The sequence below is a fragment of the Geodermatophilus marinus genome (genome assembly GCF_003428645.1).
Classification (GTDB): Bacteria; Actinomycetota; Actinomycetes; order Mycobacteriales; family Geodermatophilaceae; genus Geodermatophilus.
On the sequence record NZ_QVQH01000005.1, the window covers coordinates 94,351 to 110,608 of the forward strand.

The 16,258-nt window shown below is 75.8% G+C and carries 14 protein-coding genes; 4 read left to right on the forward strand and 10 right to left on the reverse strand.

The genetic code is table 11. The features are described 5' to 3' along the window. The 4 genes from D0Z06_RS07630 (at window position 1) to D0Z06_RS07645 (ending at window position 5,221) form a co-directional block, all read left to right on the forward strand. Window positions 1-678, forward strand: a complete 678-nt coding sequence (locus tag D0Z06_RS07630; protein WP_117376782.1) for a hypothetical protein — start codon at window positions 1-3, stop codon at window positions 676-678. Continuing rightward, a complete protein-coding gene (locus tag D0Z06_RS07635) occupies window positions 675-2,393 on the forward strand; it encodes a TIGR03086 family metal-binding protein (RefSeq protein WP_117376783.1) in 1,719 nt (572 codons plus the stop codon). Before D0Z06_RS07630 ends, D0Z06_RS07635 begins: the two co-directional genes overlap by 4 nt. A gap of 102 nt (window positions 2,394-2,495) precedes the next feature. Continuing rightward, window positions 2,496-4,715: a DUF222 domain-containing protein gene (locus D0Z06_RS26890; protein ID WP_117376784.1), complete on the forward strand. Its 2,220-nt coding sequence runs from the start codon at window positions 2,496-2,498 to the stop codon at window positions 4,713-4,715. A gap of 119 nt (window positions 4,716-4,834) precedes the next feature. After that, entirely contained in the window at window positions 4,835-5,221 is a 387-nt protein-coding gene (locus tag D0Z06_RS07645) for a YybH family protein (RefSeq protein WP_117376785.1), read from the forward strand. A gap of 57 nt (window positions 5,222-5,278) precedes the next feature. Here D0Z06_RS07645 and D0Z06_RS07650 read toward each other — a convergent pair whose 3' ends face one another. The 10 genes from D0Z06_RS07650 to iolC all read right to left on the reverse strand — a co-directional run bounded on the left by D0Z06_RS07650 (window position 5,279) and on the right by iolC (window position 16,227). Beyond that, complete coding sequence (locus tag D0Z06_RS07650; protein ID WP_370453297.1) at window positions 5,279-5,830, reverse strand: nuclear transport factor 2 family protein; 552 nt, start codon at window positions 5,828-5,830, stop codon at window positions 5,279-5,281. A 130-nt stretch (window positions 5,831-5,960) separates the two neighbouring features. Next, the gene (locus D0Z06_RS07655) at window positions 5,961-6,815 is read right to left on the reverse strand and encodes a mycofactocin-coupled SDR family oxidoreductase (protein ID WP_117376787.1); all 855 of its coding nucleotides are present in this window, start codon (window positions 6,813-6,815) and stop codon (window positions 5,961-5,963) included. 159 nt (window positions 6,816-6,974) lie between these two features. Beyond that, on the reverse strand, window positions 6,975-8,468 hold the full coding sequence (locus D0Z06_RS07660; RefSeq protein ID WP_117376788.1) for a CoA-acylating methylmalonate-semialdehyde dehydrogenase: 1,494 nt from the start codon (window positions 8,466-8,468) through the stop codon (window positions 6,975-6,977). 33 nt (window positions 8,469-8,501) lie between these two features. After that, window positions 8,502-9,377: a sugar phosphate isomerase/epimerase family protein gene (locus D0Z06_RS07665; protein WP_117376789.1), complete on the reverse strand. Its 876-nt coding sequence runs from the start codon at window positions 9,375-9,377 to the stop codon at window positions 8,502-8,504. Beyond that, window positions 9,374-10,459 carry a Gfo/Idh/MocA family protein gene (locus D0Z06_RS07670; protein WP_117376790.1) on the reverse strand — a complete coding sequence of 362 codons (1,086 nt, stop codon included), beginning with the start codon at window positions 10,457-10,459 and terminating at the stop codon, window positions 9,374-9,376. The genes D0Z06_RS07665 and D0Z06_RS07670 overlap by 4 nt, the downstream gene beginning before the upstream one ends. After that, a complete protein-coding gene (locus tag D0Z06_RS07675) occupies window positions 10,456-11,442 on the reverse strand; it encodes a sugar phosphate isomerase/epimerase family protein (protein ID WP_117376791.1) in 987 nt (328 codons plus the stop codon). The genes D0Z06_RS07670 and D0Z06_RS07675 overlap by 4 nt, the downstream gene beginning before the upstream one ends. Before the next feature lie 25 nt (window positions 11,443-11,467). Further along, window positions 11,468-13,417, reverse strand: coding sequence for a 3D-(3,5/4)-trihydroxycyclohexane-1,2-dione acylhydrolase (decyclizing) (gene iolD, locus D0Z06_RS07680; RefSeq protein ID WP_117376792.1), 1,950 nt, complete (start codon window positions 13,415-13,417; stop codon window positions 11,468-11,470). Beyond that, window positions 13,414-14,325: a 5-deoxy-glucuronate isomerase gene (gene iolB, locus D0Z06_RS07685; RefSeq protein WP_117376793.1), complete on the reverse strand. Its 912-nt coding sequence runs from the start codon at window positions 14,323-14,325 to the stop codon at window positions 13,414-13,416. Before iolB ends, iolD begins: the two co-directional genes overlap by 4 nt. Then, window positions 14,322-15,260, reverse strand: coding sequence for a class I fructose-bisphosphate aldolase (locus D0Z06_RS07690; protein ID WP_233517526.1), 939 nt, complete (start codon window positions 15,258-15,260; stop codon window positions 14,322-14,324). The genes iolB and D0Z06_RS07690 overlap by 4 nt, the downstream gene beginning before the upstream one ends. Beyond that, the gene (gene iolC / locus D0Z06_RS07695; RefSeq protein WP_199522192.1) at window positions 15,253-16,227 is read right to left on the reverse strand and encodes a 5-dehydro-2-deoxygluconokinase; all 975 of its coding nucleotides are present in this window, start codon (window positions 16,225-16,227) and stop codon (window positions 15,253-15,255) included. Before iolC ends, D0Z06_RS07690 begins: the two co-directional genes overlap by 8 nt. Window positions 16,228-16,258 lie beyond the last annotated feature (31 nt).

Consider the following 16,258-nt stretch of genomic DNA (forward strand, 5'->3'; position numbering starts at 1 on the left):
GTGAGCGAACTGACCGCCGGCGCCGCCGGGGCCCGGCACGCCGGGGCCGACCACCTGTTCGGCCTGCGCAAGACGTGGTGGGACCCCGCGCCGGGCATCGAGATGGTGCAGATCCACTTCGCCTGGACGCCCCCGGACGGGGAACCGGACTGGGAGTCGGCCGAGTCCCGGGTGATGACGCCGGGCGAGCTCTCCCGGCTGCGGACCGCGGTCCTCGAGGTGCCCCGGGAGCTGGACGGGAGCCGGGAGTACCTGCTGCACCACTTCTTCTACGTGGTCCGCGGCACCGAGTGGGTCAGCTCGCCGGTGTTCACCGAGGAGGTCGTCACCCGCGAGGTGACCTGGACCGACGAGACCGGTGACTGGACGCACGTGGGCATCGGCTGGGGGGTGTCCCCGGGCGCCCCCGGGCTCGCCGCACCGAACTACACCGCCGCCGCGATGGACGGCCTGACCTTCGAGGACGCCGGCGCCGGCGCGCCTCCGGAGCCCTCCCCCATCCACGAGTTCGTGCGGGCGCAGCCGCTGCCGCACGTCTTCCGGGGCCTGGTGTGGGGGCCGCGGGGGGCCGACGTCCGCTACGTCGTCCACCTGGTCCGCGCGGGGAGCCCGCGGCCCGAGGAGGACGCGGAGGCCTGGGAGGACAACGGCGGGGCCGGGTGGACGATCACCCTGTGAGCACGGTGCTGCCCCTGAGCTGGGCCTCGCCGGTGGAGGAGCGGGCCCCGACGGGGTGGGTGCGTTACCGAGGGAGTCTCGCCGGCGCCGACCGGCCGCTGCACCTGCACCTCGGTCTCGACGGCGCGGGCCCGCCGTTCACCGCCGTCCCCCTGCAGCGCGCCGACGACGGCAGCTGGGTGGGCGAGGTGCCGGACACCGGCGGCCACGTCCTGCTCGACGGCGCCGTCGCCACCGCCGACGGCGAGTGGGACAACAACGGCGGGGCCGACCACCGGCTCTGGATCGGCCTGGACCCGGTCGACTCCCACGTGCACGTGCGGACGCCCGGCCTGGACGAGATGGGGTTCGAGAGCCTGCGGGTCGCGCTGGCCTCCGGGGGGATGACGCACGGGCTGGTGTCCTGGCAGGACAACGCCTTCGTGGACGGGGTGGCCGCGGGGGTGCCCTGGCTGACCCGGCTGGTCTGGGTGAGCCCGGGCGGGCCGGACCCCGACGAGGTCCGCCGGCGGCTGGCCGACGGCGCGGTCGGGCTGAAGCTGCACCCCTCCTACGACGAGTACCCGGCCGACACCCCGGCGCTGGACCCGTTCCTCCGGGTCGCGGCCGAGACGGGCGTGCCGGTCACCGTGCACACCGCGCCGGGGCCCTCGGACCCCGACCTGATCCGCCGGCTGGCCGAGCGGTTCCCCACCGTGCCCGTCGTCCTGTACCACACCTTCCTCGGCCTCCCGGAGGGCCGGCGGCGGGCGGCCCGGCACGCCCGGGAGCTGCCGAACCTGCACCTGGAGACGTCGTGGTGCCGCTCGGAGGAGGTCCGGCGGCTGATCGACGAGGTGGGGCCCGACCGGGTGCTGTTCGGGTCCGATGCGGCGGTCGACGGGCCCGCCCACTTCGTCCGGACGCCGCCGAACATCGAGCTGGTCGAGAACTACAACACCAGCCTCCTGCGCCTGGCCCGCCTGCTGGAGCCGGACGTCTTGCGAGCCTTCCTCGAGAACAACACGCGGCGGTTGTTCGGGCTCCCCGCTGCCGTTCCCGAGCCGGCCGCGGTCGGGGAACCGGTCGTGGTCGCCGAGCCGGCCGGCGCTGCCGAGCCGGTGCCCGCGGGACCGGGGCGTGCCCGGGTCGCCCTCGCGGCCCGGTCCCCGGACGCCGCGACTCTCTTCGCCGATGCGCTGGCGCAGGCCGAGCGCGTCGTCGCCGACGTGACCGCCGACCACCTGCCGCTGCCCACCCCGTGCGCGGACTGGGACGTGCGGGCGCTGCTCGGGCACCTGCTGGCCGCGGTCCGGCGGGCCGAGCGGGTGGCGCGGGGACGCCCGGCGTCGTCCGTTCCGGCGGTCGCCGTCGTCGACCCGCGCGGGCGCTGGGCGTCCACCTTCGCGGCGTCCGCGCGGCGGGCGCGGGAGGCGTGGGCGGCGGACGGCGCGCCGGTCGACGTCCCGGCCCCCTGGGGGGCGGTGCCGGCGCCGGCCGGCCTGTCGGGGTTCGTGCTGGAGGTCGTCGCGCACACGCACGACCTGGCCGTCGCGACGTCGTCCGGCCGGCCGCTCGACGAGGGGCTCGCGACCGCTGCGCTCGGCTTCGCCGAGCGGCTGGTTCCGGCCGAGCTCCGCGGGGAGTCGGCGGCCTTCGGTGAGCCGGTGCCCGTCCCGGCGGACGCCGGTCCCTACGACCGCCTCGCGGCCTTCCTGGGACGGGTGCCGAGCTGAGGTCCCGCCGGCTCCCTGGTCCCTGGGGTGCTGCCGGCTGACCTGCGGATTCTTTGTCCACAGCGGTTGCCTGTGGCTAGTTCTCGAACGTATGATCGATGCATGCCGCCCGTCGCCGCTCCGCCCGCCGATCCGGCGGTGGTGGCGCCGGCGGCGGGCTGGGCGTCCGGGCCGCTGGGGGTGGTGCAGGCCGCGGAGCGGGAGATGGCCCGCCTCGTGGCGGTGCAGGCGACCGCGGTGGCGGAGTTCGCCGACGCCCGGCCTGCCTCGGTCGACCGGCCGCAGGGTCAGCGGGGGGCGATGAGCGCGGAGCGGTGGGCGGCGCGCCCGGAGCTGTTGCGGGAGGTCAGTGAGTGGGCCGCCCCGGAGCTGGCGGTGGCGCTGTCGTGCAGCGAGCGGTCGGCTGAGCTGCTGCTCGAGCGGTCGTTGACGCTGGTGCTCCGGCTGCCGGGAGTGCACGCGGCGCTGCAGGAGGGCCGGTTGCACCGCGGGCAGCTGTGGGTGTTCCTGGACCTGGTGGCACCGCTGGCCGAGGACGCGGTGCGCGCCGCGGTGGAGGCGCAGCTGCTGGGCTGGGTGGCCGCCCGTACCGCCGGCGGGCGGGTGACCACCCCGGCGCAGCTGCGGGACAAGGCCCGGCGGGTGCTGGCCGGCCGCGGGCTGCGGCAGGCCGCGCAGGACCTGGCGGCGGCGATCCGGGCCCGCGGGGTGGCGGTGGTGGCGGAGCGCACGGCGGGGATGGCGTCGCTGTCGGCGCTGCTGACCCTGCCCGAGGCCCGGGCGGTGCACGCGGCGCTGGGCGCCTGCGTCGACGCGCTGCCCGCCGACCCGGGTGACGCCCGGTCCCGGGGCGAGCGGATGGCCGACTGCCTGGTGGACCTGGTGCTGCGCCCGGGTGAGGGGGCGTGGCCGCCGGTGCAGGTGGCGCTGACGCTGGTGGCCTCGCTGGAGACCGTGCTGGGCGGGGAGGCCCCCGGCGAGCTGGACGGGCAGGTGATCTCGGCGGAGATGGTTCGCCAGCTGCTGCGGCTGCTCACCGGCACCCCCGCCGGCACCGGCGACGACCCCACCGACGACCCCACCGACGACCCCGACGACCCCGGCGACACCGGCACCGGCGCCGCGGGCGGGGCCGGGCCCGCGGGCGGGGCCGGGGCCGGGGGCGATGCGGGGTGGCTGGACTGGGCCGGTGACGACGACCCGGCCCTGGCCCCGGACCTGACCCCGGCCCAGCGGCGCGCGCTGGCCGCCGCGGAGGCCCGCTGGTGGGCCGACCGGGACCGCGAGGTCTTCGGCGAGGGCGAGGTCTTCGGCGATGACCCGATGCCCGGATTCGGCGCGGGGATGGTGGACGACCTCCTCGCGCCGAGTTCGCCGGGCCCGCCGGGGCCGGAGGAGTGGCCGCCGGGCCCACCTGCACCGGAGGCGCCCCCGCCGGGCCCCGCCGCGCCCGGCGACCGGACCGGTGACACCGCGCCCGGTGACACCGCGCCCGGTGACACCGCGCCCGGTGACACCGCGCCCGGTGACACCGCGCCCGGTGACACCGCGCCCGGTGACGCGGCGGTGGGGTCGGGTTGGTGGGCGGCGGCCGACGCCGCGGTCACCGACGCCGCCTCCGCCGCCCACCAGGCGCTGCTGGCCCTGGCCCGGGCCCGCCGGCTGGTGCGCACCGCCGAGCACGCCGCCGCCGCCGACGAGCACACCTGGCGCACCCGCCCGGCCGCCGCACTGGACGCCGCGGCCACCAGCCTGGCCGCGCTGGCCGCCGCCGGCGCCGCCGACCGGGCCGCCCTCGGCGCGCTGCTGGCCGCCACCGCCGGCGGCGGGCTGGCCGACCGGCCCCGCCTGGCCCTGGTCGACGCCCTCACCGGCGCGCTGATCGCCCTCACCGACCTGCCCGCGCTGCGCCGCACCGGCGCCTGCGCCCGCCCCGGCTGCCGGCGCGCCCCGGCCGGCGGCTGCCCGCACGACCTCACCGGCCGGCCCGGGCTGGGGGCGCCCGGCTCGACCGCCGGCTACCGGCCCGGCGCCGCGCTGGACCGGTTCCTGCGCGCCCGCGACCGCCGCTGCCGCTTTCCCGGCTGCCGCCGCCGGGTGCCCGCCGGCGGCGAGCTGGACCACCGCATCCGCTATCCCGACGGGCCCACCGCCGCGGCCAACATGGCCGGCTTCTGCACCGGCCACCACCGCGGCAAGCACCAGGCCCCCGGCTGGACCCACACCCCCAGCGGCGATGCTGCGCTCACCGTCACCACCCCCGCCGGCCTGACCGCCACCACCGACCCGCCCCCCTACGGCGACCAGGACTGCCCGTACTGACCCCGCGACCGGTGACGGTGCTGCGACCTGTGGCACGAGCGTTCTCCTGCTCCGGCCCGCCGACCGGTCCCGTGCACGGAGGTCCGCCGCGTCGCCCCGGGACGTGGCAGCGTGCCCCCGTGGACCGCGCCGGCGTGATGCAGTGGGTCGCCGGCTACGAGCGCGCGTGGCGCGAGGGTGATCTCGCCTCGGTCGCTCGGCTGTTCACCGACGACGCCCGCTACCGGCGGTCGCCCTACGAGCCGTCGAAGGTCGGACACGCGCAGATCCGGGAGTTCTGGCGGGACGACGAGGGCAGGACGTTCACGGTGGCCGCCGAGCCGGTCGCGGTCGAGGGACGCGAGGCGGTGGTCCGGCTGGAGGTCCGGTACGGCGACCCGGAGCCCCGGGAGTACCGGGACCTGTGGGTGCTGCGCTTCGCGGCGGACGGCCGGGTCGAGGACTTCGAGGAGTGGGCGTACTGGCCGGGCAGGCCGTACACCGCGGACGCCGGATCGGCCGGGTGAGGCGCAGCCCGGCGTGGTGGAGCACCGGCACCGGGCGAGACCGGGGGCCGCGGGAGCTCAGGTGACGTCCGCGGGACCGTGCGAGTCGGCGTCGGCGTGCAGGCGGCTGTGCTCGGAGCCGGGCACGGAGTAGCCCCGCTCGGCGTAGGGGAACCCGTCGAGCTCGGTCGTCACCGGCCGCAGCTGGTGGTAGGAGCGGATCTCCCGGATCAGCCCGTCGGCGCAGGTGAACCACTCGGTGCCGCGGGTGGCGACCCGCGCCGGAGCGCCCTCGGGCTGCCACCACATCGTCCACTCGACGACCGCCTGCTCCGGGGTGGCGCAGATGCTCTCCACGACCCAGCGGGCCTGCAGCGTGCGGGCCACCTTGCGCCAGTAGCGGGCGAGGTGCTCGGCCCCGGCCACGGCCGCGGAGCCGGTGTTCGGCGCCAGGAACCAGTGGACGACGTCCGGGTGCAGCGTCTCCCGCACCCGGTCGACGTCACCGGCGCTGCAGCCGTCGTAGTAGCGGGTGATCAACGCGGTCCAGGCTGCGGTGGGATCGGATGCCGTCCGGGGATCGGCCAGGGCTGCCACGGGTCTCCTCTCGGGACGGAGCCGGGCAGGCACGCGCAGCTGCCACCGCTCCGCCCGGCACTGCGGTGAGCATGACGGCTCCGCGCGCTCGCGCGAGCCCCCGGGCCCCGGGACGGGCGTTCGTCACCGCCCCGGGGCGCCGAGCGGACGCAGACCGCCCCGGTCAGCGGAGGACGACGCCCGCGTCCACCCGGAGCTCGAGCCCCGTGACGTACCGCGCCTCGTCCGACACGAGCCAGCGCAGGGCGGCCGAGGTGTCGCGGGTCTCCATCCACCCGATGGGGATCACGTGCTGCGGCCGCGAGGCGAGCTCGTACTCCTCGTCCGTGGGGGCCGGGTTGTCCGGGAGGAACAGCCGCTTGTTCGTCTCGGTCATGTAGATCGCCGTGTTGACGTTGGTCGGCGACAGGGCGTTGACCCGGATGAAGTGCGGGCCGAGCTCGGCGGCCATCGGCTTGAGCATCCCCACCAGAGCCGTCTTGGCGGCGACGTAGTGCGTGATGTTCTGGAAGCCCTTGGTGGCGCCCGCGGACGCGACCATGACGATCGCCCCGCCACGGCCGCCCTCGATCATGGCCGGTGTGGCCGCGCGCACGGTGTGCCAGGCGCCGGTGAGGTCGGTGTCCACGGTGGACCGCCAGTCCTCGAGACCGATCTCCCAGAAGGGCGCGGCGCCGGCCAGGATGCCGGCATTGGCGACGACGATGTCGACCCGGCCGAACTCCGCCAACCCCCGGTTCAGCACGGCCTCGACCGCGGCGTAGTCCCGCACGTCGGCCTGCTCCGCCACCATCCGGCGGCCCGCGGCCTCGACCGCGGCGCGGGTCTCCTCGAGGTCGGCCTTGGTGGCCATCGGCGTGCTGGCCCCGGGGATGTCCTCGCAGATGTCGAAGCCGATGATGTCCGCGCCCTCCTTGGCGAGGTCCACGGCGAACTGGCGACCCTGCCCGCGGCCGGCGCCGCTGATGAAGGCCACCCGGCCCGCGAACCGGCCGGGGTCGAACGACGGCTCTGTCATGTCTCTTCCTCGTCTGTCGGGGGGGCAGTGGGGGTGGGGGGGCAGCGGCGCAGGGTGGCCGGCGCCGTCGGGAACGCGTCCCGTCGGCGCCGGCCACCCTCCGCAGCCTCCTGCGGGGGTCCCGCCGCGAGCTCGCGCGTGGTGGGCAGGAGGGCCCTGTCAGGCGTTCTGGGGGAAGCCCAGGTTCAACCCGCCGTGGCTGGGGTCCAGCCAGCGGGAGGTGATGACCTTGCCGCGGGTGAAGAAGTGCACGCCCTCGGCGCCGTGCGCGTGGGAGTCGCCGAACAGGCTGTTCTTCCACCCGCCGAACGAGTAGTAGGCCATGGGGACCGGGATCGGCACGTTGATCCCGATCATCCCGACCTCCACCTCGTGGGCGAACCGGCGCGCGGCGCCGCCGTCGTTGGTGAAGATCGCCGTCCCGTTGCCGTACTCGTTGCCGTTGACCAGCGCGAGGGCCTCCTCGTAGGTGTCGGCGCGCAGCACCGACAGCACCGGGCCGAAGATCTCGTCGGTGTAGACGCTCATGTGCGGCTGCACGTGGTCCAGCAGCGTCGGGCCCAGCCAGAAGCCGTCCTCGCCGCCGTCGGGGGTCACCTGCCGGCCGTCGACGACGACCTTGGCGCCGTCGGCCTCGCCGGCGTCGACGTAGGAGGCGACCCGGTCCCGGTGCGTGCGGCTGATCAGCGGGCCCATGTCGCAGCCCTTGCGCCCGTCGCCGGTGCGCAGCGTGTGGGCGCGCTCGGAGATCCGGGCGACGAGGTCGTCGCCGATCCCCCCGACGGCCACGACCGCGCTGATCGCCATGCAGCGCTCGCCGGCCGAGCCGAAGCCGGAGTTGATGGCCTGGTCGGCGGCCAGGTCCAGGTCGGCGTCCGGCAGCACGATCATGTGGTTCTTCGCCCCGCCGAGGGCCTGCACCCGCTTGCCGTGCCGGGTGCCGGTCTCGTACACGTAGCGCGCGATGGCGGTCGAGCCGACGAAGGAGACCGACTGGATGTCGGGGTGCTCCAGCAGCCGGTCGACGGCGACCTTGTCGCCCTGGGCGACGTTGAACACGCCGTCGGGCAGCCCGGCCTCCTTCCACAGCTCGGCGATCCAGAGCGCGGCCGACGGGTCCTGCTCGCTGGGCTTGAGGACGACGGTGTTGCCCGTGGCGATGGCGATGGGGAAGAACCACATCGGCACCATGGCCGGGAAGTTGAACGGGCTGATGATCGCGACCGGGCCGAGCGGCTGGCGCACCGAGTGCACGTCGACGCTGGTCGAGGCGTTCTCGGTGAACCCGCCGCGCACCAGCGAGGGCACGCCGCAGGCGTACTCGACGACCTCCTGGCCGCGGGAGACCTCGCCGAGGGCGTCGTCGAGGACCTTGCCGTGCTCGGCGGTGATGATCGCGGCCAGCTCGGGCTTGCGGGCGTTGAGCAGCTCCCGGAAGCGGAACAGCACGGCGGTGCGCTTGGTCAGCGACGTGTCGCGCCAGCCCGGGAAGGCCGCCGACGCGGCGGCGACCGCGGCGTCGACCTCCTCCACCGAGGCCAGCGCGACCTCGCCGGTGACCTCGCCGGTCGCGGAGTCGGTGACGGGGGTGGTGCGGCCGCTGGTGCCCTCGCGGCGGGCACCGTCGATCCAGTGCGGGATGGACGTGGGCATGGGTGCCTCTCTCGGGGTCAGGGGGTCGGAGGTTCAGGGGGTGGGGGCGTTCGGGAAGTGCTCGGCGACCAGCGCCCGGATGGCCTCGAGCATCCGGATGCCGGACTCGCGGGCCTGGTCGTCCCAGCCGAAGACGCAGGTGGTGAGGACGCCGTCGAAGCCGACGCCGGCCAGCGCCGCGAAGGCCTCGTCGAAGTCCACGTCGCCGCGGCCGATCTCCATGTGCTGGTGGACGCGCGTCGTGTTGCCCGGCGGGTTGGTGATGTAGCGCAACCCGTCGGAGGCCCGGTGGTCCATCGAGTCGGCGACGTGCACGTGCGTCAGCAGCTCGCCGGCGCGGGCGATGATCCCCGGCGCGTCGTCGCCCTGGTGGAACGTGTGGGGCAGGCAGTACAGGAAGGACGCGCACGGCGAGTCGATGCCGCGGACCATGTCGACCGCAGGGGACCCGAGCTCGATGAAGTCGTCCGGGTGCGGCTCGAGGGCGAGCCTGATGCCCTCGCGCTCGAACACCGGCAGCAGCTCCTCCATCGAGCGCCAGAACATCGCCTCGGCGAGCTCGGGCGCCTCCGGGCGGCCGTTGAACTCGCTGTTCATCGTGTCCACGCCCAGCTCGGCGCAGATCTCGATGGCCCGCCGCCAGTAGCGGACGGCGGCCTGCCGCTCGACCTCGTCCGGCCCCGACCAGCGCATCACCGGCAGCAGCGAGGTCACGCCGACCCCGGCGTCGGCCAGCCTCGACCGGAAGGCGCGCACCGTGGCCAGGTCGACCCGGGGGTGCTTGAAGAACGGGATGAAGTCCTCGCGCGGCGAGAGCTCGATCCACTCGTAGCCCATCGAGGCCACCACGTCGGGCAGCTCCAGCAGCGGCGTGGTCCGCAGCATCTGCGGGTCCAGGGCGATCCTCATGACCGGCCTTCTCGCGGTGCCATCCGGACCTCCGTGCGCCGGCCGCTGCGCAGGGCCTCGACGCCGGCCTCGGCGACGGCCGCGGCCGCGTACCCGTCCCAGACGCCCGGGCCGTCGGTGCCGCCGCGGCGGGCCGCGTCGACCCAGCGCTGCACCTGGACGTCGTAGGCGCGCCCGAACCGCACGCGGAAGTCGGGGGCGATCGTCGTGCTGCGCGCGGCCCCGCGGGGCCCCGCACCCACCCGCACCAGGCCCTGGTCGAGGCCGATGACCGCGCTGCCGTCCTCGCCGACCACCTCGGTGCGCACCTCGTAGCCGATGCCGGTGCTCACGAAGGCCTCGACGTCCACCAGCCGGCCGCCGGTGGTCTCGAGGAGCACCAGCAGCGGGTCGGACTGCCCGGGCAGCGCGTGCCGGGTGGCCCGCGGCCGGAGCACGGTCACCGCGGTGATCTCCTCGTCGAGGAGGAACCGGGTGACGTCGACCTCGTGCACGACCGAGTCGGTGATCGTCAGCTCGCTGCCGAAGTGCGGTGGGACGGCGGCGTTGCGGTGAGCGCAGTGCAGCAGCAGCGGCTCGCCGATCCCACCGGAGGCGATCAGTGCCCGCAGCTGGGCGTACTCCGGGTCGAAGCGGCGCATGAAGCCGACCTGGACCAGGCGTCGCCCGGTCCGCGCGGCGTACGCGTCCTCGGCCCGGACGACGGCCAGCGAGCTGGCCGCGTCCAGGGTCAGCGGCTTCTCGCAGAGCACCGGCAGGCCTCGGTCGATGCAGGCGAGCAGCTGCTCCTCGTGGAACTGCCCGGGCGTGGCGATCACGACGGCGTCGACCTCGGGGTCGGCGATGGCGGCGAGCGGGTCGGTGACCACCCGGGCCCCGGGCACCGTGCCGGCGACCTGCTCGGCGCGCTCGGCGGACGCGTCGCTGACGGCGACCACCCGGGCGCCGGAGATCCGCGCGTGCAGGCGGGCGACGTGGTCGGCGCCCATCAGGCCGACGCCCAGCACGGCCACGCGCAGCTCGGTGGCGGGGACCTCGGTGCGGGCCGGCAGGACGCCCGCGACGGTCTCGGCGGTGGTCATGCCCGGCCTCCCCCGGGGACCGCGGTGCGCGGCGTGCCGATCTCCAGCGAGCGCAGCCCGCAGGAGCCGATGTGGCGGTGGGTGCGCTGCGCGATGCCGAACGGCAGGTCCGGGTCGCAGGGGTAGAGGTCGTGCTCGACGATCGCGAAGACGTCCAGGCCCAGCTCCTCCACCGCCTCGAGCAGCGGTGGGAGGTCGGGCACGCCGTTCGGCGGCTCGATCATGGCGCCCAGCTGCACCGCCTGGGGGAAGGGGATGTCCTCGGCGTGCACCCGCTCGATCACGGCCGGGTCGACCTGCTTGAGGTGCAGGTAGCCGATCCGCTCGGGGTAGCGGCGGATCAGGTCCAGGTTGTCGCCGCCGTAGTAGCTGACGTGACCGGTGTCCAGGCACAGCGGCACGTACGACGGGTCGGTCTCGGCCAGGAAGCGCTCGATGTCGTGCTGGTGGCCGACGTGGCTGTCGGCGTGCGGGTGGAAGGCGACGGACAGGCCGTACTCCTCCTGCACCGCCCGGCCCAGCCGGTCCATCCCGGTGGCCAGGCGCGCCCACCCCTCGGCGGGCAGGTCGCGCGGCTCGACGGCCGCACCGGTCCGGTGGTCGCGCCAGACGTCGGGGATGACGACGACGTGGGTGCCGCCCACGGCCCGGGTGAGGGCCGCGACATCGGTGACCTGGCGCCACACCGCGTCCCACGAGTCGGGCCGGTGCAGGTGCTCGAACACCGTGCCGGCCGAGACCCTCAGCCCCCGCGCGCCGAGCTCGTCGGCCAGCCGCGACGGGTCGGTGGGGAGGTAGCCGTAGGGGCCGAGCTCGATCCACTCGTACCCGGAGGCGCTCACCTCGTCGAGGAAGCGCTGCCAGGGCACCTGCACGGGGTCGTCGGGGAACCACACCCCCCACGAGTCGGGGGCCGACCCGACCCGGATCCGGGGGCCGCCCGGGCCGGTCGGCGTGCTCGCCGCTGAGCTCTGCGCGGTCATTCGTCTCTCCTCCGGGGTGGGGTGCTCAGGACTCGGTGGTGGGCCGCTCGGACGGCGCCAGGGGGGTGCGCTGGACGGCTTTCCAGCGGTCGTAGACCGCCCGGGCCTCCTGGGTGCTCCGCAGGGTGGAGACCTCGCCGACCGGGACGTCCCACCACGACCCGCTGGACGGGGCGTCGACCAGCGGGTCGGTCTCGACGTGCACGACCGTGGTGCGGTCGGCGGCCTTGGCCTTGCGCAGGGCGGCCTCGAGGCTCGGGCCGTCCTGGGCCACCAGCACGTCGACGCCCAGGCTGGCGGCGTTGGCGGCCAGGTCGACCGGGAGGACGTCGCCCTCGAGCCGGCCGCGGGCGTCGCGGTAGCGGTACCGGGTGCCGAAGCGCTGCGACCCGAGCTGCTCGGACAGCGCGCCGATCGAGGCGAAACCGTGGTTCTGCACCAGGACGACGACGACCTTCACGCCCTCCTGGACGGCGGTGACCAGCTCGGTGGCCATCATCAGGTAGGAGCCGTCGCCGACCATGACGAAGACGTCGCGGTCGGGGCTGGCCATGGCCACGCCGATGCCGCCGGCGACCTCGTAGCCCATGCAGGAGTAGCCGTACTCGACGTGGTAGCCCTTGGGGTCGCGGGTGCGCCACATCTTGTGCAGGTCGCCGGGCATCGAGCCGGCCGCGCACACCACGACGTCCCGCGGCGCGGACACGTCGTTGACCAGCCCGATGACCTCGTTCTGGGTCAGCCGGCCGCCCTCCCCGGCACCCGGGGTGGCCGGGTGGTAGGCGGCCTCCACGATGCGGTCCCACTCCGCGGCCAGCTCGGCGGTGCGGGCGCGGTGGCCGTCGTCGACCGACCAGCCGGCCAGCGCCGCGGTCAGCGCGGTCAGCGCCTCCCGCGCGTCGGCCTGCACCACGACGCCGGCGTTCTTCACGGTGTCCAGCGCGGCGACGTTGACGTTGACGAAGCGGACGCCCGGGTCGTTGAACGCCGTCCGCGAGGCGGTGGTGAAGTCCTGGTAGCGGGTGCCGATGCCGATGACGACGTCGGCGTCCCGGGCCAGGGCGTTGGCGGCCGTGGTGCCGGTCGAGCCGATGGCGCCGACCGACTGCGGGTGGTCGTAGGGGAGGGCGCCCTTGCCGGCCTGGGTCTGGCCGACCGGGATGCCGGTGGCGCGGGCGAAGGCGTCGAGGGCGTCGGTGGCGCCGGAGTAGACGACCCCGCCGCCGGCGACCACGAGCGGCCGGCGGGCCGAGCGGATCACCTCGACGGCGCGGGCCAGGGCGGCCGGCTCGGGCAGCGGGCGCCCGACGTGCCAGGTGCGCTCCGCGAAGAGCGCCACCGGCCAGTCGAAGGCCTCGGCCTGCACGTCCTGCGGGAGGCACAGGGTGACCGCGCCGGTCTCGGCCGGGTCGGTGAGCACCCGCACGGCCGCGAGCAGGGCGGCCGGCAGCTGCTCCGGCCGCCAGATCCGGTCGAAGTAGCGCGAGACCGGGCGGAAGGCGTCGTTGACCGTGACGTCGCCGCTGTCGGGCCGCTCGAGCTCCTGCAGCAGCGGGCTCGCCGACCGGGTGGCGAAGGTGTCGGCCGGGAGCAGCAGCACCGGAAGCCGGTTGATGGTGGCCAGGGCCGCGCCGGTGACCATGTTCGTGGCGCCGGGGCCGACGCTGGTCGAGACCGCCCAGGTCTGCAGCCGGTCCCGGGCCCGGGCGTAGGCGACGGCGGTGTGCACCACGGCCTGCTCGTTGCGGCCCAGCACGTAGGGCAGCGCGCCGGGCTCGTCGACCTCGGCCTGCAGCAGGGCCTGGCCGAGCCCGGCGACGTTGCCGTGGCCGAAGATGCCGAAGCAGCCGGCGAACAGGCGCTGCCGCTGCCCGTCGCGCTCGGTGTGCTGCTGGGCGAGGAAGCGGACGACGGCCTGGGAGACGGTGAGCCGCACCGTCTCCTCGGCGGCCGGCGGCGGGAAGTGGTCGCTCACGGTCGGGACGCTCCGTCCTGGGGTCGGCCGGCGGGGGGAGTGAGGGGCAGGCGCGGGTCGAGGTCCTCCCCGGCCCAGGTGTCGCGCACCCAGGCGTGCTGCGGGTCGTCGACGATCCGCCAGGCGCGCTCGGGGCCGGGGCCGGCCATGACGTTGAGGTAGTAGAGGTCGTGGCCGGGCGCGGCGATCGACGGCCCGTGCCAGCCGTGGGGGACGAGGACGACGTCGCGGTCGCGGACCTCGGCGAGGACGTCGATCGGCCGCTCGGGGGTGCCGTAGACGCGGTGGTAGGCGAGGCCGGCCTCCCCGTGCGGGCCGGGGGCCACCTCGAAGTAGTAGATCTCCTCGAGCTCGGTCTCCTCCGCCGAGGTCTCGTCGTGCTTGTGCGGCGGGTAGGAGGACCAGTTGCCGCCCGGGGTGAGGACCTCGCAGGCGATGATCGAGTCGGCCTCGAACACCCCCGCGGTGGCGAAGTTGTTCACCTGCCGGCTGCACCGCCCGGCGCCGCGCAGCTCCACCGGTACCCCGGCCGCCGGGCCGTGGCGGACCGGCAGCCGCCGGGAGGCGCGGGCGCTGCAGAGGGCGAACCGGCCGCCGCTCTCGCTGGCGAGCTCGGCGGTGCTGCCCAGCGGCAGGTAGGCGAAGTCGGTGGGCCCGGCGAAGACACCGGCCCGGCCGGCGAGGGTCAGCGCCTGCCCCTCGCAGCGGACGGTGAGCGAGCCGGACAGCGGGACGACGAGCACCTCGTCGTCCCCGGTGCCGAGCGTGTGGACGCCGCCGGCGGGCAGCTCGAGGACGCGCAGCCCGGCGTGGCCCCAGCCGGCGGACCCCGGCGTGACCTCGACGGCGTACGGGCCGGAGGCGGCGCTGCCGGCCGGCAGGTGCAGCGAGCGGGTGGTCGCGGTCACCGGGCGCCCCCCGGGTGGACCAGCCCGACCGCGGTGTCCACGGCGGCGGCGACGTCGTCGTCCGGGGGGTAGAGGAGCGTCCGGCCCACCACGAGGCCGCGGACCGAGGGCAGGGCCAGGGCGTCCTGCCACTGCGCGTAGGTCTCCTCGGGCCGGCGGGAGGGGTCGCCGCCGAGCAGCAGGGTGGGCAGCGTGGTGGCGTCCATGACCCGGGCCATCTCGGTGACCACGGGCAGCTTGAGCCAGGTGAACGCGGAGGTGGCGCCCAGGCCCTGGGCGATGTGCACCGACCTGATGACCGCGTCGGGGCCGAGGTCGTTGACGACCCGGCCGTCGACCCGCCGGGACAGGAACGGCTCGAGCATGGCGATCACGCCCGCGCGGGCCAGCTCGCTCACCGCCCGGCCGGCGCTCTCGAGCATGGCCACGGTCCCGGCGTCGTCGAGGTCGATGCGGTTGAGCATCTTGGCCGCGTCGAACCGGGCGTCGACGACCCCGGCCACGTCGTAGCCGGTCATGCGGTCGTCGAGCTCGAACGTCGCCCCGGCCAGCCCGCCGCGGTTCATCGAGGCGACCACGACCTTGTCCTCCAGGGCGCCGAGCAGGAGCAGGTCCTCGGCGATGTCGGCGGTGGCCAGCAGCCCGTCGACCCCGGGCCGGGCCAGGGCGGTCCGCAGCCGGTCGAGCATCTCGGTCCGGCTGTTCATCGCGGTGGGCCGGCCCTGCGCCGACAGCGCACCGCGGGCGGGGTGGTCGGCGGCGACGAGCATCAGCCGGCCGTCCTCGGGCAGGAACGAGGCGCGGCGCCGGCGGTCGGCCAGCGCGCGGCCGACCGCCCACGGGTCGCGGCTGCGCAGCTCGGTGATCTCGGCGTAGGTGCGGCAGCGGGGCGCGGGTGCCGCCACCTCGTCCAGGGTCAGGGCGGTGTCAGGCACGGGTCTCCTCCAGGCGGGGCACGGGGTGGGCGGCGACGTGCGCGGCGACCTCGTCGGCGGTGGGCATGGCGGTCGAGCACTCCAGCCGCGAGGCGACGAGGGCGCCGGCAGCGTTGGCCGCGTGCAGCAGCTGCTCCAGCGGCCGGCCGGTGAGCAGGCCGTGGACCAGCGAGCCGCCGAACGCGTCGCCGGCGCCGAGGCCGTTGACGACGTCCACGGGGGTCGGGGGGACGACGACCCGCTCGGTGCGGGTCTTCCCGAGGACGCCGCGCGGCCCCTGCTTGACCACGGCGAGCTCCACCCCGGCGTCGAGGAGGGCGTCGGCGGCGCGGTCGGGGTCGGTCTCCCCGACGGCGACCTCGCACTCCTCGCGGTTGCCGACGGCCACCGTGACGTGGGGGAGGGCGGCACGCACCTGGGCGCTCGCCTCCTCGCGGGAGGCCCAGAAGACCGGACGGTAGTCGAGGTCCAGCACGGTGTGCCGGCGCCGGCCGCGGGCGGCCCAGGCGGCGTGGTGCGCCGACCGGCTGGGCTCCTCGGACAGGCCGGTCACCGTGGCCCAGAAGAGGTCGGCACCCCGGACGGCGTCGAGGTCGAGGTCCTCGGGGCGGACCTGCAGGTCCGGGGCCGTGGGGCGCCGGTAGAAGTAGAGGGGGAAGTCGTCGGGCGGGAAGACCTCGCAGAAGGTCACCGGCGTGGGGTGGTCGGGGTCGACGACGACGAACCGGTCGTCGACCCCGAGGTCGCGCAGCGCCCGGCGCACGAAGCGGCCGAAGGGGTCTTCGCCCACGCCGGTCACGAGGGCGGGGGAGTGCCCGAGGCGGGCCGCGGCGACGGCCACGTTGGCCGCGCTGCCGCCGAGGAACTTGCCGAACGTCTCGACGTCCTCGAGGCCGACCCCGGTCTGCAGCGGGTAGACGTCGACGCCGCTGCGGCCCATCACCACCACGTCGTGGGCGTTCTCCACGGTGCGCTCCGTCCTGTCGGCGGTCTGTCGT